Source organism: Dongia sp. agr-C8 (assembly GCF_054658695.1).
Genome location: NZ_BAAGHZ010000003.1, coordinates 793668 through 817408 on the forward strand (window position 1 = coordinate 793668; position 23741 = coordinate 817408).

The window sequence follows — 23741 nt, forward strand, 5'->3', positions numbered from 1 at the left end:
CGGAAGAGAATCCGCGCGGGAGGAAAGAGGGGAGAGCAAATGGCGAACGACCTCGAGTCGCGCATCGACGCGATGTATTCCAGAGACCGTATCTTTGCTTGGGGCTTCGTGATCGCGCTGTGGGCGACCGTGCTCTTCGTGTTGCTGGCGGTCCGAGCCCACATCCCGAATCCCGCGGTCGAGACCGTCTGTTGGATCGCAGCGGCCGTGCTGCTGCTGTTCAACACCGCGTCGATCGGCGCCATGGTGCGCCATTACGGCCACGACAAGACCCACATCTACGGCACCGACATCAAGCATCTCGACGCCGGTCGCTGACGCGGCTTTCAGGGGAGAGAGAGACCATGGCGCAGCGCTACAACCCGCCTCAGCAGAGCCGCGGCGGGCAGATTTTTGACGTCATCCTTCTGCTGATTCTTGTCTTCGCGGCGCTCTGGCTGCCGCTCTGGCTGCAGATCGCGGTGCCGTCGCGCGTCGAAAAGCTGCCGGACGGCGTCACCTACCAGACCGCGACCGATGCCGCCGGCGCCGAGACCAAGACCTGGACCGGGTTGAGCTGGGAATCGCTGGGGCAGAACCCGACCATGGCCCAGCAATGGGAAAAGCTCGGCTACACGCCGGAGAGCGCCGCGGAAATCATCACCCATCCCTTCGAATACGACATTGACGTGATGGGCCTGGTCCTGACCGCGGTCGTGATTCTCGGCTACTACGTCTTCGTGCTCTGGGCCTCGAAGAAAGAATACCGCGAAGTCATTCGCGAAAAGTTCGAATAGGGGACGGAAGCCATGTGGCAGATCTTGGAATACATCGCCTGGGCGCTGTCGGCGATCATGCTGCTCTGGATGGTGGCCGACGCCTGGAAGGTCGGGACGCAATATTCCGAAGAGCAGTTGCTGAGTTCGAAGGAAGGCGTGGACGAGCTCTTCGCCGCCGAGCAGAAGCGGGGGCATTGACATGGCCGATATCGCATCGACACAGCCGAAAGGCGCCAGCCTCAACCTCTTGAAGGTGCTGGGCCCGGTCCATGTCTGGGCCCTGGGCGTCGGCATCGTCCTGGTCGGCGAGTTCATGGGCTGGAACTACGCGGTCGGCAAGGGCGGCGCCTTCGGCGCGCTGATCGCCGCCTGGGTGATCGGCCTGCTCTATACCTGCGTCGCCATGATCGATTCTGAGGTGACCTCGACCGTCGCCGCAGCCGGCGGCCAGTATGCCCAGGCCAAGCACACGATCGGGCCCTTGATGGCCTTCAACGTCGGCCTCTACCTGGTGCTGGCCTATACCATGCTGGAAGCGGCCGACGTCCAGGTCGCAGGCCTCCTGGTGCAGATCGGCGTCAACCGCCTCAATCCCGCGGAGCCGCTCGGGATATACGGGCCCGATACCGATCACTTCTGGTGGGCCTTCACCGTCTTCACCCTGGTCGCCCTGGCCTGGCTGAACTATCGCGGCGTCTTCATGACCCTGACGGTAAACTTCATCATCACCGCGGCGGCGTTTGCGTCGATCCTGATCCTGTTCTTCGGCACCCTGTTCTCGACCGCGCTCGGCCATGCCGATGCCACGCTGCTGCACCACGATCTGCTGACGCCCCTACCTTACGGCTGGATCGGCGTGATCGCGGCGCTGCATTTCGGCATCTGGTACTATCTCGGCATCGAGGGCACCTGCCAGGCGGCGGAGGAAGTCCGCTCACCGGGCCGCGCTTTGCCGCTCGGCACCATGACCGGCATCATCACCCTGCTGATCGCCGCGGCGCTCACTTGGTACATCGCCTGCGGCCTGTTGCCCTGGGAATATGTCGGCTGGGATCTCGAGCTGGCGCCGCTCTACGACGCCGCGAAGATCATCAATTGGCCGACCATGGAGGTCATTCTCTTCATCGGCACCTTGTTCTCTGCTATTGCCTCGGCCAACGGCTGCATCAACGACGCGGCGCGCGCATGGTTCTCCATGGGCCGCGACCGCTACCTGCCGGCCTGGTTCGGCGCGGTGCACCCGAGATACCGTACACCGTTCCGGGCGATCATCTTCCTGATCCCGATCGCGGCGATCTTCGCGCTCAAGGTTCCGCTGGCCCAGATCATCACCTTCTCCATCCTCTCCGGTCTGCTGAACTACACCTTCATGCCGATCAACATCTATCTGTTCCGCAAATATTGGCCGGTCGGCACCATCCGCCGCGGCTTCGAGCACCCGTTCCACCCGATCCCGGCGATCGTGCTCCTGGTGCTCTGCGTGACGACGATGTTTGCGGTCTACCTCGGCTATGGCCGCCAGCTGCTGGCGATGATGGCCTTCTACTGGATCGTCTCGCTGTGGTTCCACCTGTTCCGCTACAAATACGTCCGGCGCGCAGACCAGTTCACCATGAACTGGCCGAAGCCCCAGGGCTATTGATCGCAGTCTGGTTCGCAACGAAGGCCGGGCATTTGCCCGGCCTTTTGTTATGATGGAGCCATGCGCATCGACATCCTCATAGCCTGCCTCGCGGCGATCGCGGTCCTGGTCTGGATCTACCGCCGCGATAAGCGCCGCCTGGAGCGCGAGCGGGCGCAGCTGTTCGAGGATGTGCGAGGTCTACTGGGCGAGGCCGAGATCAGCCGTGCCGCCAACGAATACCCGAAGCTGCGCGGCCGTTATTGCGGCCACGAAGTGGCGGTCGATGCCATCATCGACCACATCGCCGTGCGCAAGCTGCCTTCGCTCTGGCTGCGGGTGACCGTGATGGCCGATCTTCCGGTGCCCGGCGCCTGCGATGTCATGGCCCGCGCCCATAACGTCGAATTCTTCTCGCCGCACGGCGACTTCGATCACGTCCTGAAGCTGCCTGCCGGCTGGCCCGATCACCTGACGGTGAAATGCGAGGATCCCGACGCGATCCCGCCCGAGGAAATCCTCACCCGGCATATCAGCGTCTTCGACGACCTGCGGATGAAGGAGCTGCTGGTGACCCAGCGTGGTGTCCGCCTGGTCCGCCAGGCGGCCCAGGGCGCGCGCGCCGAATACATGGTGCTGCGCCAGGCGCTGTTCGGGCCGGTGCGCATCCCACGCGAGCAGCTCGCCGCCATGCTCGACGCCGCGATCGCCCTTGTGGAAGATCTGAAGCAACCTGCCGCGCCGCACAGCAACGGAGCCGCCGCATGAGCGAATCCACGCAGTCCAGGGCGCCGTTGCATCCCTACCTGGTGATGCTGATCGCGGTCCTGGCGCCGGGCAGCGGGCATTGGGCGGTCGGCAACATTCAGCGCGGGATGATGTTCGCCTGGTTCATGTTCATCCTCGGCTGGGTCACCTGGCGGATCACCGGGCCGGAGGTGAGTGCGATCGGCAAGCTCTCCGGCGGCCTCATCGTCTATGCGGTCTCGATCCTGGATGCCTATCGCATCGCGCGCTTCCGCTGGGCGAACTTCAAGTCTGGGCGCGCGGCAGGATAGATATCCGCGCCGGCCGTGAGTTGCCGCGCCGGATCCCGTTTCAAGACAGGAAACTTACCTGCAATCTGGTAAATCGGCGGCGGCTGTGGTAACCAAGCTGTCGCCTGTCAGCCACGCGCGAGTCGCGAAAGGCTGGCCACGCGCGGGGCCCGGCATTGCCGGAGGCGCGGCTGGGGGTGTGTTGATGGCGTGCGTTTTGCAGCCGCGCCTAGATGCGGCTCATGACCTTGACCATGACGATCGGGCGCGGCGCTTCCGGCGCTGCCGTCTCTCTCTGCCATTTCTCATTGGTTTCAACACCCCATCGGCGGCCCCTGCTGCGGCCGGCCGAAGCATGAACACGGGACAATCAGGCATGTGAAAGGACCGGCGCGGGCGCGCCGGTCGCGGGTGACATAGGGGAAAGGAGCCGGTCATGAGTGACCCAATGGTGGCAATGCAGGTACTCTTCACGGAGACCTATTACTGGATCACCGTCGTCATGATGTTCCTCATTCATGTCGGCTTCTGCACCTACGAGGTCGGCGTCTCGCGCCGGAAGAATCACCTCGCGACCCTCCTGAAGAACACCATGGTGATCCCGACCGTGGGCGTCACCTTCTATCTCTTCGGCTGGTGGTTCTATTCCTCCATGGTCAACGGCCCGGGCATCACCGGCGGCCTGGTCGCAGCACCCTTCGCCGAGCCGTGGAACGAGCTGATGGCCGCACATATGGGCGGCAAGCCGGCCGGCACCGACATCACCGAAGCCGACACCGCCCTCTGGGCGCGGCTGAACGGCGTGTTCTGGGCGGCTTTCCTGCTGTTCTCCTGGACCACCGCCTCGATCGTCTCGGGCTCGATCATCGAGCGGATGAAATCCGGTGCGTTCTGGATCATCGCGGTGATGGTCGGCTCCTGCACCTGGATCATCGACGCCGCCTGGGGCTGGCACCCCGCCGGCTGGATGGTCAAGGTGCTCGGCTATCACGACGCCTATGCCTCGGGCGTCGTGCACGCGATCGCCGGCGGCACCTGCCTCGCGGTGCTGATCAACCTCGGGCCACGCATCGGCAAGTTCGCGCCGGACGGCACCCCGCGCAACATCCCGCCGCAGAATCCCTGGCTGGTCTGCATCGGCCTATTCCTGATCTATACCGGCTTCTGGGGCTTCTACGCCGCCTGCAACATCCCGATCTACGACGTCCAGGCGGGCGACGGCGTGTTCTACTCGGCGACCAATATCTACCTGCAGCCGACCACGCTTTCCGCCATCACTTTCAACTTCATCATGGCGCTCTGCGGCGGCCTGATGGCGGGCTATGTCGTTTCCAGGGGCGATGCCTATTGGACCTTCTCCGGTGGCCTCGCCGGCGTCATCGCAACCTCGGCCGGCAACGATCTCTACCATCCGATCCAGGCCATGCTCATCTCGGCAATCATCGTCGCCGTCATCTACAAGATGCACTACTGGGTCGAGCGCCGCTTCAAGATCGACGACGCGGTGGGCGCAGTCGCGGTCCACGGCTATGCCGGCTTCCTCGGCGTGGTGGCCGCGGGCTTTGTGCTCTGGGGCTATCCCTCCTCGCCGGACGCACTGCTCGGGCATACCGAACCCTTCGCCAAGGTGACGCCCTGGGGTCAGTTCATCGGCGCCGTGATCATGTTCTGGGTCCTCGGCTTCATCCCGGGCTACGTCGCGAGCTGGGCCCTGAAACAGCTCAACATGCTGCGTATCCCGCGCGAGGTGGAGCTCGCCGGCCTCGACCACGTGTCGCTGATCAACACAGCGCGCGAGGATGACGAAATTCGGACCATCGGCCTCTCGGAAGCCAACCCGAGGCCCGCGGAATAATCGGATAGGAGCGCGTCATGAATACCGGAAGAATAGAAAGCTGGGACGGCAACATCACTGACATCGGCCCACTGTATCCGTTCGTCGGCACCGAAATGCTGATGGTGATTCTCTGCCTGGTGTTCTGGATCGGCTGGCATGTGCTGCAGATCCGCATGGAGAACCGGCAGTTGGAGGACGAGGCGCGGCGCCTGCGCCAGGGCGATACCCTGCGCAAGGTGCTGGATGCCGAACACTCGCCGGAGCGCATGTAGCGAGAAGCGGCGCGGGGGCGGCATCGCGCCGCCCCGCCTGGCGGGGCCGAGGCCTAGGCCGCGCGCAAGGTGAAGTGGAACGTCGCGCCCTGTTCGGCGCCGTCCTTGTCGACCCAGAGCCGGCCGCCATGGGCCTCGATGATCGTGTGCGACAGAGCGAGTCCCATCCCCATGCCTTCGGCCTTGGTGGTGAATAGTGGGTCGAAGATGCGGTGGACGATGGTGCTGGGAACGCCCGGGCCCGAATCCCGCACGCAGACTTCCACCTCGCCCTTCGCCAGGTCGGCGCGCGCCTCGACGACGATCTGCCTGGCGCCGATCGGGCGGGATTGGACCGCCTGAATGCCGTTCATCAGCAGATTGAGCAGCACCTGCGAGAGATGGATGGAATCGCCGGAGACCGGCGGCATTCCCGGCGGAATGCGCAGCTGCAAGTCTACGTTCTTGGCCTTCGCCTCGGGGTTGGCGAGCGAGACGGCATTTCTCACCGCGTCATCAATCCGGATCGGATTGAGTTCGATGGCCCGCAGCTTGAAGAGCTGCCGCATCCGGTTGATGATCTCGATGGCACGGTCGTTGTCGGCATCGACGTCCCTGAGGATAGCCTCGAGCTCGGCGGCGTCGAGTGGCGCTCGCTTCAACTGCTTCAGCGCCGCGCCCAGGTTCAGGGACATCGCGCTCATCGGCTGGGACAATTCATGGCTCAGCGCCGAGGCCAGCCGTCCCAACAGGTTGACCCGCTCGATCTGCGCCAGCTGGCTGCGCAGCTCCGCCGCCTCCAGCCGCGCCCGCCGGCTCAGCACGAAATCGCGCCCGGAGACATAGCCGATAATCAGCAGCGCGCCCAGGAACCAGGGGATGTTCGAGATCGGTCCGCCCAACACGCCGAAAAAGACCAGTTGGCCGTAGACGATCGTGCAGAGCATCGGCAGACCCTCGGCCAGCCCGACGGCGAGCGCCTTACGCTTCTGCTCGCCACCGCCCTTCCGCCAGCAGCGGACGGCGGCGCTCGCGACGTAGGAGAACAGCAGCACCAGGCTCAGCACGGCGATCCACTGCAGGCCGCGGCGCGGCACGGCGTGTTCGATGGCGGCCACCTGGGTGCCCAGCACCGACACGAAATGCAGGCTTTCGATGCTCGAGAAGTGATAGTTCGGCTGCAGCAGGAAGTTGGCGATGAGGATGAAGCTGCGCGTCAGGATGAAGCTCCACATCAGCCATTTCGTGCTGCTTTCGAGATAGAAATGCACGAAGAACACCTGCGCGACCAGGGCCGGGAACAGCGGCAGGTGGTACCAGCGGATCCAGGCGCCGAATTCCGCCGGCGTGCGTGCATGCATCAGGCCGAGTTCCACATAGGCTGCGGCCGCAGTCGAGATCCCGAGAATGCACAGCATGAGGGTGGCGGTGTCGCGCCGGTCCAGCAGCCACATCAGCCCGCAGAGCACGGCCAGCACCATGGCGGCGGCTACGGCGGCGGACCAGAGGAGGATCACGCTTTCCATCGAAGATGCTTTGCCCCATCCGCAGCTCGGTCTGCTCAGCCGGTTATGCGCAAGCACGGAATGACGGAATGGTGGGAAACAATCCCCCGCCTGTCAATTCGCAAGGACCCCAAGGCCAACCCGGCGCATCCGGGCGGCGCGCGCGGGGCTGCGACAAATCTGCTAGACTCAGGGCCGTCGACTCGCAATCGCACGCCCGTATTGGCATGGCCGATCAGAAAATCCTCTGCGCAACCGACGGCTCGGCGCCTTCCGAGAAAGCGGTGATTCAAGCCATCCAATGGGCGGGACAGCTCAACCAACCTCTTGCCTTCATCACCGTCACCGACGGACCGGACCTGAAATACCTGACCTGGGACGAGGCGAAGATCGCGGCCAAGGATCTGCCGGTCGATAAGCCGCTGCTGATGGCGCTGGAACGCGCGCTGAAAGACGGTCTGAAACGCGTCACCTGCGTTCGCGCGATGAGTTCCGACATCGCGTCGGCCGTCGTGACCTATGCCGAGAAGAACGGCTATCACCACATCATCGCCGGCAGCGTCGGCCGCACCGGGATCGCCCGCCATCTGGTCGGCTCGGTGGCGGAGGACATCGTCACCCGCGCGCACTGCCCGGTCACGATCGTGCGGTGATGCGCGGGGAGGCCGCCTCAGGCTCCCCTGACAGTATCCTGACCAATCTGGATACCGTTCCTAGACTCACAGCAACCAATTCCATACCAAATTATAATCATTGTGCTGGATTGGGCGGTCATTTTGTCGCATCATGGTCATACGTGCTTCGATGACTGGTCGGCGAGGGGGAAGGTCGCTTGGCTGAGTTACCATCGGTGCCTTTGACCGCTTTGTTCGGTCGCCGGCTCTATAAGGGGCCGCGGCAGTGGCCGTGCTGCCTTCTCCATCATTTGGATGAGACGCTGAGTTGATGAGCGACCCCGGGGGCGAGAGCCGTCCCGGGGTTTTCGCTTTCTGCGAAGGTTTGCACCCGGCACGGTTGGTCACCGTCCCGGGCGAGAGACCCAAACAAAGACCATTTGAACGAGGGAGTGTTCGATGACGGCGATTACCGAAGGGTCAGGTGCCAACCTGCACCGCACGATTGATTGGAAGGGGGCATTCTGGGTTGCGAGCGGCGTCCCCGCGCTCGTGCTGTTCTCCATCGGGGGCATCGCCGGCACGGTCGGCAACGTGGCCTTCGCGGTCTGGGCGGCGTCGATGCTGATGGGTTTCATTCAGTCCTTCACCTATGCCGAGATCGCCGGCCTGTTTCCGAACAAGTCGGGCGGCGCCTCGATCTACGGCGCGGCAGCCTGGCTGAAATACGGCAAGTTCATCGCGCCGCTCTCGGTCTGGTGCAACTGGATCGCCTGGACGCCCGTGCTTTCGCTCGGTTCAGCGATCGCCGCCGGCTATATCCTGGCCATGATGGAGCCAACACCGGCCGCCGACGTCATCGCCCAGTACATCACAACGCAGGCCGCGGCCGGCGTAACGCTTGACGAGGCCGGCGCGACCGCCGCCCTGATGCCGATCCACAACTGGTCCCTGTTCACGGTTGATCTCGGCGTGGTGACCATGTCGATCAACTGGACCTTCTTCATCGGCACCTTGCTGATGCTGCTGGCCTTCGCCATCCAGCACCGCGGCATCCTGAGCACCGCGCGGGTTCAGACGGTCGTCGGCGTGATCATTCTCGCGACCTTGCTCATCATCGGCTTGGTGCCGCTGGTCAACGGCAACTTCAACTGGGCCAACTTCTCGCCCTTCGTCCCGTTGGGCGCGGCCTACGTGCCGGAGCCCGGTTCCTGGAACATCCCCGGCTGGACCCTGGTCCTCGGCGGCATGTTCATCGCCGCCTGGTCGACCTATGGGTTCGAGACTGCGATCTGCTACACCAGCGAGTTCAAGAACCCGGCGACCGACACCTTCAAGGCCATCTTCTATTCCGGCCTGATCTGCATCGTGCTCTTCATCCTGGTGCCCTTCACCTTCCAGGGCGTCCTCGGGCTGAACGGCATGCTCGATCCGGGCGTGGTGGCCGGCACCGGCGTCGCCGACGCCATGGCGCGGATGGTGGGCGGCGGCGCGATCATCAACTTCATCTGCGTGTTGCTGATGATTGCATCGCTGATCCTGATCATCATCACCGCAATGGCCGGCTCCTCCCGCACCCTCTACCAGGGCTCGGTGGACGGCTGGCTGCCGAAGTACCTGAGCCGCGTCAACCATCACGGCGCGCCGACGGCGGCGATGTGGACGGACCTGGTGTTCAACCTGTTCCTGCTCTCGATCGCCTCCACCGACGCCACCGCCTACTTCTTCATCCTGGCGGTGTCGAACTGCGGCTACATCATCTTCAACTTCCTGAACCTCAATGCCGGTTGGATCCACCGCATCGACGCCGGTCACGTGAAGCGGCCGTACAAGGCGCCGACCTTCATCCTCGCCTTGGGCGGCATCTTCGCCTTCGTGAACGCCATGTTCATGGGCGCCGGCGCCGAAGTCTGGAACCCGAACGCGCTGATCGCGGGCGTCATTGCCGCGGCGATCAGCGTGCCGGTTTTCGCCTGGCGTCATTACATAGAGGACAAGGGGCAATTCCCGCCGCGGATGCTCTCGGACCTCGGCGTCACGGAAATCGGCGGCCTCGGCGAGAAGAAGGCGGGCATGCTGCCGTACCTGGCGCTCGCCGGCGGCGTCGCCGTGGTGATCGCCTCGGCGCTGGTCTTCCACCAGTAGCCGAACTGTGATCGCTATCTGACTGGCGGGCGGGGTTATTTCTTGACCCCGCCCGCTTTTTCACTATATACCCCAGTCATTGCCAACAGCCGAAAGGCTACAAGGTTGTCCAGTCTGCGCCTCCGACGACGATACATGGCGCCCGTTGCTACGGGCCGCGAAGTCGGGTGCGCGCATGACTGTGGGAGAACCTTGAGCTGACCGCCCTCGGCGGGATCCCACAGCGGCGCACCGGCTCCAAAGCCCGGTCCGATCACCGCTTTAAACCAGAGGATCCCGAGATGAACGCCACCGAAGCCCAGTTCACCATCAAGCCTGAATCCGCCGCGCTGGCCCCGCGCGTCGAGCTGCTGCTCGACCGGGTGTTTGGCGCGGAACGACGCGAGAAGGCCTCCTATCTTTTCCGCCAGGGCGTCGCCCCGGTGGCGGCCCTCAGCTGGGCGGCGTTCGACCACAACAAGAAGCTGGTCGGCTCGATCCGCTACTGGCCGATCCAGGTCGGCGAGACCGGACATCCCGCGCTCCTGCTGGGCCCGCTGGCGATCACGCCGCAGCTCGCCGGCAAGGGCATCGGCCGGGCGCTCACCTTCCGCACGTTGGAGATCGCCGCCGAGATGGGCTACGACCTCGTGCTGCTGGTCGGCGACTATGACTACTACAAGAGATTCGGCTTCGTGCCCGCGACGCCCTACGGCTTCGTCATGCCGACCGAGAAGCGGCCTGAACGCCTGCAGGTGACCGAGCTCCGCCCCGGCGTGCTCGGCCGTGTCAGCGGCGAGATCCGCCACGTGAAGGAAGAGAACGGCTCGGTGGTTGCGATGCCGGTCCAGCCCCGGAGGCGGGTTCGACGAACCGCCGCGCGGGCCTAAGTAGGACGGTGCGGGAGCCGAGCCCGGCTCGGCTCCTAACCGCCTGACACCCCGAACCGCTCCACCCAGCCGGCGACGTCGCTGAAGGCGACGTTGCCGCCGCAGATCACGAGGCCGAGCTTGGCCTCGGGTCCCACGCGTTCGATTACTTGGCGGGCCGCCGGGATCAGACAGCCGGCGGCCGGCTCGGCCCAGAGCTTGGCCTCCTCCGCCAGGGTGATGACGCCGCCGACCGCTTCGGCATCGCTCACGGTGATCACCGTCTCGACCAAAGCCTGCACGTGAGAAAGCGTGCGGTCGGTGACCGAGGGCGCGCCCAAGGTGGTCGCGATCGAGGTTACCTGGATCTTCTCCGGGGCACCCTTCGCCAGCGCCTTGGTCATCGCATCGGCGCCTTCGGTCTCGACGCCCCAGATCCGGATCTGCGGGTTTGCCGCCTTCAAAGCGACGGCGCAGCCGGAGATCAGCCCGCCGCCGCCGATCGAGACCAGCACGTCGGAGAGGTCCGGCTGGTCGGCGATGAACTCCCGCCCCACCGTGCCATGCCCGGCGATGATCTTCGGGTCGTCGTAGGAATGGATATAGGTCATGCCCTTTTCGGCGCATTCCTTCTCCGCCAGCTCGAAGGCGGTGCCGGCATCGGGGGTGAGCAACAGGGTGGCGCCGCTCGCCTTGATCCGCGCCTGGGAGCGCAGCGGCGCCTTCTCCGGCATCACCACCGTGACGGCGATTCCCATCTCCTTGCCGATTGCGGCGATGGCGATGCCGTGGTTCCCGCCGGAGACGGTGATGAGCCCGCGCTTCTTCTCCGCGTCGCTGAGGGAGAGCAGCTTGTTGGTGATGCCGCGCGGCTTGAAGCAGCCCGTTTTCTGCAGCAGCTCCAGTTTCAAGGCGACGCGCGCGCCCAGCCTGGCACCGAGCGCCGGGCTCTTGACGCTCGGCGTGCGCTCGACCCAGCCGTCGATGACGCGCTCCGCCGCCACGATGTCGTCGACCGAAACCAGATGCGTTGCTGACATTCATACCCCCCACCCCGGCCCTCCCCCGAATCGGGGGAGGGGGATTGTAGCGAGCAACTGGCTGGAAGAGAAAACCCTCCGACGCGGCAGGGGTGAACGCGATGCAGTCCCCTCCCCCGATTCGGGGGAGGGCTAGGGTGGGGGTACGAGACAGCAGTCTGTCGCGCTGCTTCTACGCCGCCTGAACCTTGGCCAGGAAGGCTTCGACCGCTTGCTTCAGGTTGGCCTGCTCCTTCAGCATGCTTTCGACCGAGCCCACCAGCTCGGTCGCGGCCCCGCCGGTGCGCTGGCTGGAAGCGGCGACCACGGCGATCGTCGACGTCACTTCCTGCGTGCCGCGGGCGGCCTGCTGGACCGAGTTCGCGATCTCGTGGGTGGCCGCTCCCTGCTCCTCGACCGCGGCCGAGATCGCGATCGTGTCCTCGCTGATCCTGCCGATGGCACTGGAGACGCCCTTGATCGCCGAGACCGCCGACTGCGAGGTCGATTGGATCTCGTTCACCAGCCCGGCGATCTCTTGCGTCGCGGTCGCGGTCTGGTTGGCGAGGTTCTTCACCTCCTGCGCCACCACCGCGAAGCCGCGCCCGGCCTCGCCGGCGCGGGCCGCCTCGATGGTCGCGTTGAGCGCGAGCAGGTTGGTCTGCGAGGCGACCTGCTCGATCAGGCTGACCACATCGCCGATCCGCGAGGCCGCCGAGGCCAGGGCGTCGAAGATCCGGGTGGTCTGCTCGGCCTCGCTCACCGCGTTCTTGGCGCCGTCGGAGCTGGCGGTAACGCGGCGGGTGATCTCGGAGATCGAGGCCGAGAGTTCCTCGGTCGCCGCCGCCACGGTCTGCACGTTGACCGCCGCGTCGTTGGCGGCGGTGGAGACCGCGGTGGCCTGGCTGCTCGATTCCGCGGCCACGGTCTGCAACCCGTCGGCGGTCGATTTCAGCTGGTCGGTGGTGGCGGTGATGGCGGTCAGCGACCGCTTCACCAGCGCGTCGAAGCTCTGGCAGAGCGCCTGCAGCTCGCGACCGCGATGGAGTTCCGCCTCGCGGGTCTTGGCCGCCTCGCCCTCCAGCCGCTCGGCCTCCAGGGCGCCCACGCGCAGCGATTCCAGCGCGGTCGAGAGCTTGCCGAGTTCGTCCGGGTTCTTGGCGGGCGGGACCGGTGTCGCGTAGTCGCGGGCCGAGAGCTTGGCGACGGCGCCCATCAGCACGCCGGTCGGCTTGCTGAAGCGCCGCACCACCGCGGCGATGGCCAGCACTGAGAGCAGCAGCGCCAGCATGAGCGCCATGCCGGACACCATCAGCACGACCAGCGCGCTTTCGCGCTTCGTCGTGGCGTAGGCCACGGCCTCGTCCAGAGCCGCGTAGCCGACCGCCAGGATCTGCGGGAAGGGGCTGTTGCACAGCTTGTTGTAGTCGGCAACCGGCATGGCCGGCTGGCCGCTGCCATTGAAGTCGGCCACCAGCTTGTTGATCTGCCCCTGGACGTCATCGACCGAAGCATGTGCGGCCTTGACGGTCTCGGTGATCTTGGCGGGCTCGCCCGGGCGGTCGATCAGTTCATCCAGCAAGCCGAACCCGCTCTGGTAGGCGCCGTTGCCGGCCTGCCACTTGCCGAGCGCCTCGGGGGTCAGGGCCTCGCTCTTGACGACACTCGGCCGCAGCAACGAGCACTGGTTGCCGAACTGGTCACGGATCAGCCAGGCGATGCGCCGCACCTGGACCATCTCCGCAACGAAAGGATCCTGCATGCGCACGTCGTTGCCGATCCGGACGGAAATCGCCGAGAGCGAGCTGTTGACCTTGTTGATGGCGGCACGCCAGTCCGCCGGCACGACGCTGTCGCGCTGGTCAACCGGCAATGCCAGGGCCTGGTCGGCCAGGCTGTCCTTCGCCTTCATGTCCTTCCAGGCGGCGTCCAGCGCCCCCAGCATCTTCTCCCCGTCAGCCAGCGCGGTGTCGCCCAGCGTCGCCACCGCCGCCTGGTAGTCGGCATCGACCTTGGCGCGCATCTCCTTGACCGCATCCGCTGAATTGCCCTCGGCCAGCATCATCGCTGTCAGCTTCGCCAGCTGGCCGCGCGTGGTCAGAATCGAGGTGAAGATCGCGCGATCGGCCTCGGTCGCCGCCAGCGTCTGGGTCGCCGAGCGGAAGTCGCTGAGACCACCCCAAGCGACGATCGCCGTCACCGTCACCAAGCTGAGGAGGATCAGGCTCTGAATAGAGATGAGGAGTTTGGAAATCGAAGTCCGAAACATGGTGGCCCCGCCGCTGCCGATTGGTGATGGCGCGCCGCCGATCCTGCCCCGTCCCGGCATCGCCCGGGTGGTATCCTGCCCCGGTTCGATTAACAAACCCTCACCGTGCATTGCGGGATATGCAAGGCAAGAATACTGACATATCTGGATCAAGAGCATGAGATGTCACACCCCTGACCGCGCGCTGGCACAGGGATTGGAATCCTGGATAGAATGCACCACGCTCGGGAGGCCAGCCATGTCATGCGCAACTGCTGGGATACCCTCGGCGCCGGGGGATTGAGGTGTCGCGACATCAGGGTGGACGTGAGCCGACGAGCGCAGAGGCTCGGCTCGCCGCGAGCGAGACCTGGCTGTTCCGCGCCATTTTCGAGCAGGCGGCGATCGGCATGTGCTGCTGCGATTTCGAAGGCCGCTTCCTGCTCGCCAATCGCCCCTTCTGCGCGCTGACCGGCTACAGCGAGGCCGAACTGGCAAGCCGCACCTTCGCCGACATCACCCATCCCGACGATCTTCCATCCAATCTCCAGCTGGTCGAAGAACTGCAAGGCGATCGCCGCGAGACGGTGAGCATCCAGAAGCGCTACATCCGCAAGTCGGGCGAGACGGTTTGGTCGCGTACTTCCCTGTCGCTGGCCCGGGTGCCGGGGGAGCGGCCGCGCTACGTGATCGTTACGGCCGAGGATATCACCGCCCAAAAAGCGGTCGAGCAGCGTCTCGCCGCAAACGAGGCCCGGCTGGCCAGCATCCAGCGGATTGCCGCCGTCGGTTCGTGGGACCTGGACCTGGCGACCCGGCGCGTGACGCTCGACGAGATCGGCATGCAGATCTACGACCTCGAGCCGGAAAGCTTCGACGGCAGCTACGAGGCCTTCATCAATCTGGTGGATCCGATCGATCGGGAGCGTATCCGCAGCGCCGACATGCGCGCGATCGAGACCGGGGCGTCGGCGCAGAACGAATACCGCATCACCGACCGGCGGGGACGGACACATTATGTGGTGGAGCGCAGCGGACCGGATTTCGACGCGCAGGGCAGGCGGGTCGCGGTGCGCTGCACGGTTCTGGATGTGACGGAGCTGCACCGCATCGAGGCGGCATTGCGCGAGCGCGAAAGCCTGCTGCGCCAGGGCGCCGCGCTAGCCAGCTTCGGCACCTGGGTGTGGGATACCACCGCGGACCACTGCCTCTATTGCTCGGACGAGCTGGCCGGCCTGTTCGGGATGTCTCCGGGAGAGTTCATGCTGGAACGGGGCAGCAGCCGGCAGATGCAAGCGGCTGCGCCGCCGGAGGACCGCGCCACCTTCGATGCCATCATGGCGATGGATGCCGGGCAGACCTATGACGTCGAGTTCCGGAACCCGACCAAGGACGGCGCGCTCAGGCACTTTCGCGAGGTCGGGCGCACCTATCGCGACGAAGCCACGGGGCATGTCCATAGCCTGGGCGTCACCCAGGACATCACCGCGGCGAAGCAGACCGAGCTCGACCTGCGGCGCGCGCTCAGCGACACCGAAGCGGCAAATCGGGCGAAATCGGAATTCCTGGCGACCATGAGCCATGAGCTGCGCACGCCGCTCAACGCCATCATCGGCTTCTCGGACATGCTGCTGACGCTTGGCGGCGGCCTGGCGCCGGAAAAGCTGCAGGACTACTACCAGAGCATCCACGAGAGCGGGCAGCATCTGCTGGCGGTGATCAACGACATCCTCGACCTCGCGCGGATCGAAGCCGGGCGGATCGAGACCAGCCACGAAGCGGTCGATCTCGCCGCGGTGGTCGGCGAATGCGCCGGCTACCTGGAAGGGCTGGCCGAGGAGCGGCAGGTCGCGATCGAGACCGACATCGATTGCGCGCCGCCGACCAGCGACCGTCGCCTGGTCAAGCAGATCATCCTCAACCTCATGGCCAATGCGGTGAAGTTCAACCGCACGGGCGGCAAGGTCCGCGTTGAGGCGCGGCAGGCCGGGCCGAGTGCGGTCATCACCGTGTCCGATACCGGCATCGGCATGACGGCGGAGGAGATCGCGCGCGCCCGGCAGCCCTTCGTCCAGCTCGATCCCACCTACAACCGGCGCCAGGAGGGCAGCGGGCTCGGCCTCACCCTGGTCGATCGCTTCGCGCGCCTGCTCGGCGGCCAGCTCGATATCCGCTCCGAGAAGGGCGTCGGCACGAGGATGACCGTTACCCTGCCAGTCGGCGCGCCCCAATGAGAACGGGCGGGACCATGGGTCCCGCCCGCTTGCACCAGACTCCGGCCGATCCTAGCCGAGATGCATCCAGACCGACTTGGTCTGGGTGACCGTGGTCAGCGTCTCCAGGCACTTGTCGCGGCCCATGCCGGACTGCTTGAAGCCGCCCCAGATCGAGGTCATGTCGCCGTGGTCGAAGCAGTTGACCCAGACGATGCCGGCCTCGATGTCGCGGGCCGCCTTGTGCGCGGTCGAGACGTCCGAGGTCCAGATCGAGGCCGCCAGGCCGTAGATCGAATCATTGGCGATGGCGATCGCGTCTTCGAGCTTCTTGTACGGAATGACGCCGGTCACCGGGCCGAAGATCTCCTCCTTGGCGATCCGCATGTCGTTCTTCACCCCGGTGAAGAGGGTGGGGGAGACATAGCAGCCGGCATCGAGCCCCTTCGGCTTGCCGCCGCCGAGCGCCACCTTCGCACCTTCCTTCTTGCCGATGTCGATATAGGAGAGCACGCGCTTCTGCTGCTCCTTGGTGACCAGCGGGCCCATGGTGGTCGCGGGGTCCAGCGGGTCGCCCGGGTTGAAGCTGGCCTTGGCCTTCTTCAGGAAGAGATCGACGAAGTCGTCGTGGATCTTCTGATCGACGATCAGCCGCGAGCCCGCGTTGCAGACCTCGCCCTGGTTGCCGTAGATGCCGTTGACCGCGTATTGCACCGCGGTCTCCAGATCGGGCACGTCGCCGGTCACGATCTGCGGGGTCTTGCCGCCGCATTCCGTCGTCACGCGCTTCATGTTGGACTGGCCGGCATAGACCATCATCAGCTTACCGATCTCGGTCGAGCCGGTGAAGCCGATCTTGTCTACGTCCATATGCAACGCCAGCGCCTTACCGGCCTCCTCACCCAAGCCCTGGACCACGTTGAAGACGCCGGCCGGGCCGCCAGCTTCCATGAACAGCTTCGCCATCAAGGCTCCCGAGAGCGGCGACTGCTCGGCGGGCTTCAGGATGACGGAGTTGCCGGCGGCCAGAGCCGGCGCGACCTTCCACGAAGCCATCATCAGTGGATAATTCCAGGGCACAATGCAGCCCACCACACCCAGCGGCTGGCGCAGGATGTAATGGAACTCGCTCGAAGCCGTCGCAGTGACCTGGCCCTCGATCTTGTCGACCGTCTCACCGAAGTAGTTGAAGGTCATCACCGCGCCGGGGATATCGATGTTCAGCATCTCGCTGATCGGCTTGCCCATGTCGGTGGTGTCGAGCAGCGCGAATTGCAGCGCGTTGTCCTCGATCAGCTTGGCGAACCTGTAGATCACGCTCATCCGGTCGCGCGGCGCCATCTTCGACCAGACGCCCGACTTGAACGCCTTGCGCGCGGCCTTGACCGCGGCGTCGACGTCCGAGGCATCGGAACGGGCGACGCTTGCGATGATTTCGCCGGTCGCGGGATTGATGGTCTCGAACTTGCGACCCTTCTTCGCATCGACGAACTTGCCGTCGATGAAGTTGCGGGTCTCCGGCTTCAGCTTGCCGGCGAATTTCTGGAATGCCTTCTTGTCCAAGCCACGCGCTTGTTCAAGGTTCATGATGGTCTCTCCTCTCCGAAAAGCGTCTCCGTTATTCCCAGCCGTACATATTGAAAGTCGGCGGCGGAGATCGCAAGCCTTGGCAGGCGCAGAGCTTATAGCACCCACCCTCGAAGTCGTCATCGCGGCAAAAAGACCGTCATGCCCGGGCTTGACCCGGGCATCTGTCGCCCATTGTCACGAGATCGCCGGGTCAAGCCCGGCGATGACGATTAAGATTTAAGGGCTTTATTTCGCCGCAGCGACGCTGACCCCAAGGCGCTGGTTGGCGACGCTTTCGATCTGCGCCTTCAAGGCCGGGTCCTTGGCCAGCAGGGCGCGGAAATCGGCGGCGCCCAGTTCCAGCAGCTGGCAGAAGCCGAGCGAGACCACGTCGGTGACGCGCGGCCGCCCGGTGATGAGGGCAAGCTCGCCGAAGAAGTCGCCGGAACCGAGCTCGACGTCGCTGCCCTGGATGACGATCCGGACCGCGCCCGAGGCGATGAAGAACATCGACTCGCCGCGCTCGCCTCTGCGCACGATCAGCTCCTCGGGCAAGGTCAGCCGCGGCCGCAGCTGGCGCACGATGCGGTTCGAGGCGTCCTCGGAGAGGTTGGCGAAGAGCGGAACGCGCGCGACCAACTCGCGGGCGCTCATCCGCGTGTCGAGATGCGGCCGGCGGTCAATATCCGGATATCGGTCCTTCGCCTCCTCGGTCAGCGCTTGGGCGACCTCGCCGCTGACGACGCCTTGCGAGAGCAGCGCTTGGTAGCCCCGGTCTTCCCAGACCCGCGCCACGCGTTCGAGATGCTGGCGCTGCAGCGCCTCGGCATAGCTCGGGTATTGCAGCTTCAAGGCCAGCAATGCGTCCTCCACCGCCTTCGCGCGGTCGGCGTTGAGCTGGATCAGCTTCTCGGTCGCCTCCTCGCCCAGCAGCGCACCCAGCCGGTCGCGGGCGAACGGGCCCATCTCGGCCAGCAGCCGGCGCTGGTTGACCAGCAGCTCGAAACGCTCGGCCAGCGCGTTCGCCAGCACGCGGTCGAAGCCGAGCCGGTTCTGCAGCAGCAGTGCCAGCCGGAAATGCCAGCCATAGCGCAGGTTGCGCTTCCAGGTTCGGGCGAAGGCCTTGTCCGCCTCCCAGCGCTTGCGCTCGGTCCCGGCGCTGCCCTGCGGCCGCACCGCGTCGCGCAGCTTCTGCGCATGCGCCAGCATCTGCTCGGCGATCCGCCGGTCGACCACCCGGGCATGCAGGAAGTCGAGACAGCGCGCACTCTCCCGCGCGGTCATGACGGTCAGCCCGACGCGCATGGTCTGGCGCTTCCCCAGCACGCCTTCGGCTGTGCCCCCCTCTGCACTGCCAAGGGGAGCGCAGGTCGAACGCTCGACCGCGAGGCGGGCGTCGAGATCGCCCAGCACCGCATCGGTCACATTGCGATCGAACCGGCCGCTTTCCGCCGCATCCGCCACGTGGTCGCGGACCTCGGCCAGGGTCATCACCGCCGCGCGGTCGCGCACGCCCGCGCCCACCGGCGAAAGCCGATTCAGCTGGAACAGCCGGATCAGCGGCCGCAGTGTGGTGCCGTTGATGAACAGCGTCATCAGCACCAGGCCGGTGACCGAGGCGGCGACGAAGTCGCGGATCGCCTCCGGCAAGGCGCGGTTCTCCGTCACCGCCAGCGCCAGGGCCAGGGAGATCGCGCCCCGCAACCCGCCCCAAAGCATCGCACCCTTGAAGCGCGTGTCGATCTGCTGCGAGAGGCGCAGCCGTTCGAACAGGGGCAGCAGGCCGAACACGGTGGCGGCGCGCGCGGCCATGGTCGCGAAGTAGAGCAGGATCACCAGGCCGATATCGGTCCAGGTCATGTTGCCGACGAAGCGCGGCACGAACATTGCAGCGAGCAGGAAGATTAGGGAATTCGCCCAAAAGCCGATCTGGCCCCAGGCACCTTCGAGCTGCTCGGACGTCTCCTGGGTGAGGCGGGTCTTGCGTGCCGCGCCGATCACCAGACCTGCGGCGACGCAGGCGACCACGCCGGAGAGATGCAGATAGTGCTCCGAGATGAAATAGGAGAGATAGGCGAGCGCGATGGTGAGCGTGATTTCTGCCCGCGGCCAGCCGGAGAGGATGCGGAACAGGCTGGTGGTCGCGAACCCCATGCCGGTGCCGACGACAGCGCCGCCGATCGCACTGATCAGGAAGGAGACCACCGCGCCCGCCGGACCGACCGTGCCGGGATAGAGGATGGCGGCCACCAGCAGGGTGAAGATCGAGATCGCCGCGGCGTCGTTCAGCAGCGATTCACCCTCGACCAGGGTCAAGAGCCGTCGCGGTGCGCCCACCTCCTTGAAAATGCCGATGACCGCGGCGGGATCGGTGGTGGCGACGATGGCGCCCAGCAGCAGGCAGGCCAGCAGACCGTAATCGGAAGCGCCCGCCATCGAGAAGCCGACCACAAGGGTGCAGATCACCACCGCGACCACCGCCATGGTGAGGATCGGCGCGATGTCCTCGAGCAGGCTCCGGAGATCGACCGAGAGCGCCGCCTCGAACAGCAGGGCGGGCAGGAAGATGACGATGATCGCCTCGGCCGAGATCTCGAACTGCTGCAGCGCGGTCATGAGATCGCTGGCGACCGCGGAATGGGATTGCGGCTGGACCTGGATCAGCAGCCCGAGCGCGCAGCCGGCCAGCGCCAGCAGCACCGAATAGGGCAATTTCACCTTGGCCGCGAGTGGCGGCAACAGGCTGACCAGGCCGAGCAGGGTGACCAGGCCAAAGACGATGAGCGCGGCTGAGGACATCTTATCCTTCCTCCCCCGTCCGCGAATGCGGACATGCGTCCGCGGGTTTCGGGGGAAGGCCCTTATCTTCTCCCTCCCCGGTCTTCGGGGGAGGGCTGGGGTGGGGGTGCCACACACTCAATTTCAACAAGCTACCTCACCCGGTCTTCGACTGTGCGACGTAGACGCCATCCCAGCCCGGTCCGGGCGGGTAGAGCTTGAACTCGCCGATCCGCGTGCCGTAGAGCGCGTAGAACGGATGCAGCCGCTCCGGTGCGACCTTCAGGCATTCGTCGCGCGCGGCCTCGGCATCCTCCCAGTCCTGGCGGCGATAGGCTTCCAGCATCCGGTCGTGCTGCGCGCGCAGGGTCCGGTATTCCGGGCGCGCGGCATAGCCTTCGGTGCCGAGACAGGTGAAGATCCGGATCGGGATCGCCTTGCCCTTAACCTTCACCTGGTCGAGCTCGAGCAAAGCAAAGTCCTGGACGTCGGCGGCGGTCTCCTCGCCGAGCACCAGGTCGACGAAATAGGCCGGCGACAGCGATTCCAGGCGGGACGCGGTGTTCACCGTGTCGCCGAGCGCCGAATAGGCCAGCCGTTCCTCCGACCCCATGTTGCCGACGCAGCCGATGCCGGTGTTGAGCCCGACGCCGGCGCGGAGCTTGACCGGCTTGCGTCCGGCAGCGGTGGCTTCCGCCGCGAACTGCTCGTTCAGGCGCTTCAAGGTGCGGCGCATTTCGACCGCGGTCCGCACCGCCTCGCGGGCGTGATGCGGGACGTCGAGCGGCGCGTTCCAGAAGGCCATGATGCAGTCGCCGATATATTTGTCGATCGTGCCTTGATGATCCTTGATCAGCTTGCTCATCGGCGTGAGAAAGCTGTTGATGACGTGGGTCAGTTCCTGCGGGTCGAGCCCTTCCGAGAGCTTGGTGAAGCCGCGGATGTCGGAGAACATGACGGTGAGCTCGCGATTCTCGCCGCCGAGCTTCGCGAGCTCGGGCCGCTCCGCCAGCTGCTCGACCATCGCCGGCGAGAGATACATGGAGAAGGTGCCGCGGATGCGCGCCTTGTCTTGCTCGGTGCGGATGAAGTTGATGGTGGTCGCGGCCATGACCATGACCAGGGCCGTTCCAGCCGGGTAAAGCGGATCCACCAGCCAGCCGCGGGTGTGGAACAGGTACCAGCTCCCGCCGATGGCGACAGCGATGGAGCCCACGGCGACGGCGATGCCGAGAATGGCCCCGGCCCGGAAGGCGAGGCCGATCACCAGCAGACCGAACAGGATCAGCAGGCTCTTCTCGACGAAATCGCTCCAGTAGGGACGCCAGAGGCCCATCCCGCCCCCCATCGCCGTTTCCAGGATCTGCTCGATGGCCTCGGCATGGATCTCGACGCCGGCAATGCGGGCTTCCAGCGGCGACGTCTGGATATCCTTCAGCCCTTCCACCGTCGTGCCGATCAGGATGATCCGCCCTTCAACCTCGCTGCGCGGGAAATCGGCCTTGAACAGGTCGGCGATCGAGATGAAGCGTTGCGCCTGGTGCCCGGTGTCGTGCAGCAACAGTTGCCCGGCGCGGTCGGTCCGGATCACCACCGGCGTGTCCTCGATGCGCAGCGCGCCGATGCCGTTCGCGACGGCGCTGGCCCAGATGTCGCCGCTCGCACTGGACGAGCGGATCGTATAGCCGGACGCCTTGTTGTTCGGATCGACCAGGGCGACGCGGATCGCCTCGAGCGACAGCGCCGGCAACAGGCCGTCGGGCGGGCTGTCCACCTTGTCGCCGTTGTAGTTCAGGATCAGCGGCACGCGGCGGATGACCCCGTCGCGGTCGGGATCCGCGTTGACGGCGCCGTTGCCGAGCGCCGAAGCCTGCAGAACCGGCAAGGCAGCGACCACATAGGGCAGCTTCAGCGTGAAATCGAGCGGGCTGTCCCCGGCCGCGGCGAAGCCGCCGACCGGCTTGGGCCGAGCCTGCGGCCGCTCCGGATCGTAACCCAGCAGGGCGAATCCCAGGACGGTCCGGACGCGCGCAATGGACTCGGCCAGCTGGGCATCCGGATCCGGCAAGGCGGTCATTCGGGCCTTTACATCGGCGAAAGCGGGATCGGCCGGAAGATTGGCGATCAGGGCCTGCGGCGAAGTGCGATCGGGTTCACCGTAGAGAACGTCGAAGGCAATCACTGCCGCGCCGAGTTCGCCCAGCCGGTCCACCACCTTGGCCATGGTCGCGCGTGACCACGGCCATTGGCCGAAGGTCTGCAGGCTCTTCTCGTCGATGTCGGCGATGCGGACCGGCAGATCGGCATTGTAGGGCCGGGGCTCCAGCCGCTGGTAATTGTCGAAGACGAAGTTGCGGACGGCTTGGATCGGCGTCGGATCGGCCTCACGCAGCATCCAGGCGCCGACCAGCAGCAGACCCGGTATCGCAATCCCCCAAGCTTTGTGCATCCGGCCTGATTCGTCTCGCTATTTCAGCTCGCGCCGCAGTCTAGACAGGCCCCGGGGCAAAGGACAGTGGCCCCCATCACTCCGCCGTATTCGCGATCCGGGTGATCGACAGGTATTTGCCGGGGAACAGGTCCAGGGTGGCGCCGGTGATATGGTCCTTGTCGGTGCCATAGAGCTGGCCGCAGGTCACCTGCGCCCGGCCGTCGATCGAATCGACGCAGACCTTGTCGCCCTTCAAGGACCAAGTCGCCTGGTGGAACCCGTCGCCGGTGTCCCAGAGATAGGCCCGGCCGTCGGCCCGGAGGCTGATGATCATCTGCCCGTCGGGCGTCATTGCCGCAAAACGGCCGGGGGCGATCTCCGCCGGATCCTTGACCGCGAGCACCGGCGGGTTGGGGTTCGGCATGTCGAAATCGCCGTCGCTCCAGGTGCGATAGGGCTGGTTGACCTTGCCGTTGCGGTCGAAGACCAGGCAGCGGTTGTTGGGATCCTTCTGCGGCACGCCGAGATTGCAGCGGGAGATCGCCCGTTCCGCGACCTCGTCGTCGGAGAGCAGGCAGTCCGGGTGGCGGCAGAAGCGGTACTCCGCCCGGTTGCCGTTGGGCGAGATCGCGAAGACGCCGGTGACGTCGGGCGTGAGCTGCTCGAGATATCCGGCATAGATACCGGCCACCCGGGGGCTGATCTGGATCGGCGCCGGCGCCTGCCTTGCAATGTCGGCGGGGCTGATCTGCAGCTTCGGGGCGGGCGGCGATCCGCAGCCGGCGAGCAGGAGGGTCGCGAGGAGGCCGAGAGCCGCAATTTTCCTAAGCAATTGAGTGCATTCCTGTTTGTTCTTCCGCCGGGCTG

The 23741-nt window shown here is 65.6% G+C and carries 19 protein-coding genes; 12 read left to right on the top strand and 7 right to left on the bottom strand.

Annotation, left to right across the window (positions count from 1 at the left end; translation table 11 throughout):
• Positions 1–39: 39 nt before the first annotated feature.
• From ACYQ4T_RS18005 to ACYQ4T_RS18040, 8 genes are all read left to right on the top strand, one after another.
• On the top strand, positions 40–318 hold the full coding sequence (locus tag ACYQ4T_RS18005) for a hypothetical protein (RefSeq protein ID WP_459857013.1): 279 nt from the start codon (positions 40–42) through the stop codon (positions 316–318).
• 26 nt (positions 319–344) lie between these two features.
• A complete protein-coding gene (locus ACYQ4T_RS18010; protein WP_459857016.1) occupies positions 345–776 on the top strand; it encodes a hypothetical protein in 432 nt (143 codons plus the stop codon).
• Between the two features lie 12 nt (positions 777–788).
• Positions 789–956: a hypothetical protein gene (locus tag ACYQ4T_RS18015; protein WP_459857018.1), complete on the top strand. Its 168-nt coding sequence runs from the start codon at positions 789–791 to the stop codon at positions 954–956.
• 1 nt (position 957) lies between these two features.
• Positions 958–2400 carry an APC family permease gene (locus ACYQ4T_RS18020; RefSeq protein ID WP_459857020.1) on the top strand — a complete coding sequence of 481 codons (1443 nt, stop codon included), beginning with the start codon at positions 958–960 and terminating at the stop codon, positions 2398–2400.
• 60 nt (positions 2401–2460) lie between these two features.
• A complete protein-coding gene (locus tag ACYQ4T_RS18025; protein ID WP_459857023.1) occupies positions 2461–3147 on the top strand; it encodes a hypothetical protein in 687 nt (228 codons plus the stop codon).
• The gene (locus tag ACYQ4T_RS18030) at positions 3144–3437 is read left to right on the top strand and encodes a hypothetical protein (protein WP_459857025.1); all 294 of its coding nucleotides are present in this window, start codon (positions 3144–3146) and stop codon (positions 3435–3437) included. Before ACYQ4T_RS18025 ends, ACYQ4T_RS18030 begins: the two co-directional genes overlap by 4 nt.
• Positions 3438–3852: 415 nt before the next feature.
• Positions 3853–5271: an ammonium transporter gene (locus ACYQ4T_RS18035; RefSeq protein ID WP_459857028.1), complete on the top strand. Its 1419-nt coding sequence runs from the start codon at positions 3853–3855 to the stop codon at positions 5269–5271.
• A gap of 17 nt (positions 5272–5288) precedes the next feature.
• Positions 5289–5525, top strand: coding sequence for a hypothetical protein (locus ACYQ4T_RS18040; protein WP_459857031.1), 237 nt, complete (start codon positions 5289–5291; stop codon positions 5523–5525).
• A 53-nt stretch (positions 5526–5578) separates the two neighbouring features.
• Here the strand turns inward: ACYQ4T_RS18040 and ACYQ4T_RS18045 are convergent, their stop codons facing one another.
• Positions 5579–7021, bottom strand: coding sequence for a sensor histidine kinase (locus ACYQ4T_RS18045; protein WP_459857033.1), 1443 nt, complete (start codon positions 7019–7021; stop codon positions 5579–5581).
• A gap of 215 nt (positions 7022–7236) precedes the next feature.
• On the opposite strand from ACYQ4T_RS18045, the gene ACYQ4T_RS18050 reads away from it, so the two are divergent.
• The 3 genes from ACYQ4T_RS18050 to ACYQ4T_RS18060 all read left to right on the top strand — a co-directional run bounded on the left by ACYQ4T_RS18050 (position 7237) and on the right by ACYQ4T_RS18060 (position 10637).
• Positions 7237–7662, top strand: a complete 426-nt coding sequence (locus ACYQ4T_RS18050) for a universal stress protein (protein WP_459857036.1) — start codon at positions 7237–7239, stop codon at positions 7660–7662.
• A 420-nt stretch (positions 7663–8082) separates the two neighbouring features.
• Entirely contained in the window at positions 8083–9768 is a 1686-nt protein-coding gene (locus ACYQ4T_RS18055; protein ID WP_459857038.1) for an APC family permease, read from the top strand.
• 281 nt (positions 9769–10049) lie between these two features.
• The gene (locus ACYQ4T_RS18060; protein ID WP_459857041.1) at positions 10050–10637 is read left to right on the top strand and encodes a GNAT family N-acetyltransferase; all 588 of its coding nucleotides are present in this window, start codon (positions 10050–10052) and stop codon (positions 10635–10637) included.
• Between the two features lie 35 nt (positions 10638–10672).
• Here ACYQ4T_RS18060 and ACYQ4T_RS18065 read toward each other — a convergent pair whose 3' ends face one another.
• Both ACYQ4T_RS18065 and ACYQ4T_RS18070 read right to left on the bottom strand, forming a co-directional pair.
• Positions 10673–11656, bottom strand: a complete 984-nt coding sequence (locus ACYQ4T_RS18065) for a threonine ammonia-lyase (protein ID WP_459857044.1) — start codon at positions 11654–11656, stop codon at positions 10673–10675.
• A 172-nt stretch (positions 11657–11828) separates the two neighbouring features.
• Positions 11829–13904, bottom strand: coding sequence for a methyl-accepting chemotaxis protein (locus ACYQ4T_RS18070; protein ID WP_459857046.1), 2076 nt, complete (start codon positions 13902–13904; stop codon positions 11829–11831).
• 284 nt (positions 13905–14188) lie between these two features.
• Between ACYQ4T_RS18070 and ACYQ4T_RS18075 the strand changes: the two genes are divergently transcribed.
• Complete coding sequence (locus tag ACYQ4T_RS18075) at positions 14189–16117, top strand: sensor histidine kinase (RefSeq protein WP_459857049.1); 1929 nt, start codon at positions 14189–14191, stop codon at positions 16115–16117.
• 51 nt (positions 16118–16168) lie between these two features.
• Here the strand turns inward: ACYQ4T_RS18075 and ACYQ4T_RS18080 are convergent, their stop codons facing one another.
• The 4 genes from ACYQ4T_RS18080 to ACYQ4T_RS18095 form a co-directional block, all read right to left on the bottom strand.
• Positions 16169–17683, bottom strand: coding sequence for an aldehyde dehydrogenase (locus tag ACYQ4T_RS18080; protein ID WP_459857051.1), 1515 nt, complete (start codon positions 17681–17683; stop codon positions 16169–16171).
• A gap of 228 nt (positions 17684–17911) precedes the next feature.
• Positions 17912–20464 (bottom strand): cation:proton antiporter, encoded by a 2553-nt coding sequence (locus ACYQ4T_RS18085; protein ID WP_459857053.1) that lies wholly within the window; start codon positions 20462–20464, stop codon positions 17912–17914.
• Positions 20465–20600: 136 nt separating this feature from the next.
• Entirely contained in the window at positions 20601–22892 is a 2292-nt protein-coding gene (locus tag ACYQ4T_RS18090; protein ID WP_459857055.1) for a CHASE2 domain-containing protein, read from the bottom strand.
• Positions 22893–22968: 76 nt separating this feature from the next.
• Entirely contained in the window at positions 22969–23706 is a 738-nt protein-coding gene (locus ACYQ4T_RS18095; RefSeq protein WP_459857058.1) for a hypothetical protein, read from the bottom strand.
• Positions 23707–23741 lie beyond the last annotated feature (35 nt).

Coding starts and splice junctions, on each gene's coding strand:
- ACYQ4T_RS18085 (WP_459857053.1), bottom strand. CDS start 20,464: ATGTCCTCAGCCGCGCTCATCGTCTTTGGCCTGGTCACCCTGCTCGGC.
- ACYQ4T_RS18065 (WP_459857044.1), bottom strand. CDS start 11,656: ATGTCAGCAACGCATCTGGTTTCGGTCGACGACATCGTGGCGGCGGAG.
- ACYQ4T_RS18030 (WP_459857025.1), top strand. CDS start 3,144: ATGAGCGAATCCACGCAGTCCAGGGCGCCGTTGCATCCCTACCTGGTG.
- ACYQ4T_RS18020 (WP_459857020.1), top strand. CDS start 958: ATGGCCGATATCGCATCGACACAGCCGAAAGGCGCCAGCCTCAACCTC.
- ACYQ4T_RS18080 (WP_459857051.1), bottom strand. CDS start 17,683: ATGAACCTTGAACAAGCGCGTGGCTTGGACAAGAAGGCATTCCAGAAA.
- ACYQ4T_RS18040 (WP_459857031.1), top strand. CDS start 5,289: ATGAATACCGGAAGAATAGAAAGCTGGGACGGCAACATCACTGACATC.
- ACYQ4T_RS18015 (WP_459857018.1), top strand. CDS start 789: ATGTGGCAGATCTTGGAATACATCGCCTGGGCGCTGTCGGCGATCATG.
- ACYQ4T_RS18070 (WP_459857046.1), bottom strand. CDS start 13,904: ATGTTTCGGACTTCGATTTCCAAACTCCTCATCTCTATTCAGAGCCTG.
- ACYQ4T_RS18060 (WP_459857041.1), top strand. CDS start 10,050: ATGAACGCCACCGAAGCCCAGTTCACCATCAAGCCTGAATCCGCCGCG.
- ACYQ4T_RS18035 (WP_459857028.1), top strand. CDS start 3,853: ATGAGTGACCCAATGGTGGCAATGCAGGTACTCTTCACGGAGACCTAT.
- ACYQ4T_RS18055 (WP_459857038.1), top strand. CDS start 8,083: ATGACGGCGATTACCGAAGGGTCAGGTGCCAACCTGCACCGCACGATT.
- ACYQ4T_RS18050 (WP_459857036.1), top strand. CDS start 7,237: ATGGCCGATCAGAAAATCCTCTGCGCAACCGACGGCTCGGCGCCTTCC.
- ACYQ4T_RS18025 (WP_459857023.1), top strand. CDS start 2,461: ATGCGCATCGACATCCTCATAGCCTGCCTCGCGGCGATCGCGGTCCTG.
- ACYQ4T_RS18010 (WP_459857016.1), top strand. CDS start 345: ATGGCGCAGCGCTACAACCCGCCTCAGCAGAGCCGCGGCGGGCAGATT.
- ACYQ4T_RS18005 (WP_459857013.1), top strand. CDS start 40: ATGGCGAACGACCTCGAGTCGCGCATCGACGCGATGTATTCCAGAGAC.
- ACYQ4T_RS18090 (WP_459857055.1), bottom strand. CDS start 22,892: ATGCACAAAGCTTGGGGGATTGCGATACCGGGTCTGCTGCTGGTCGGC.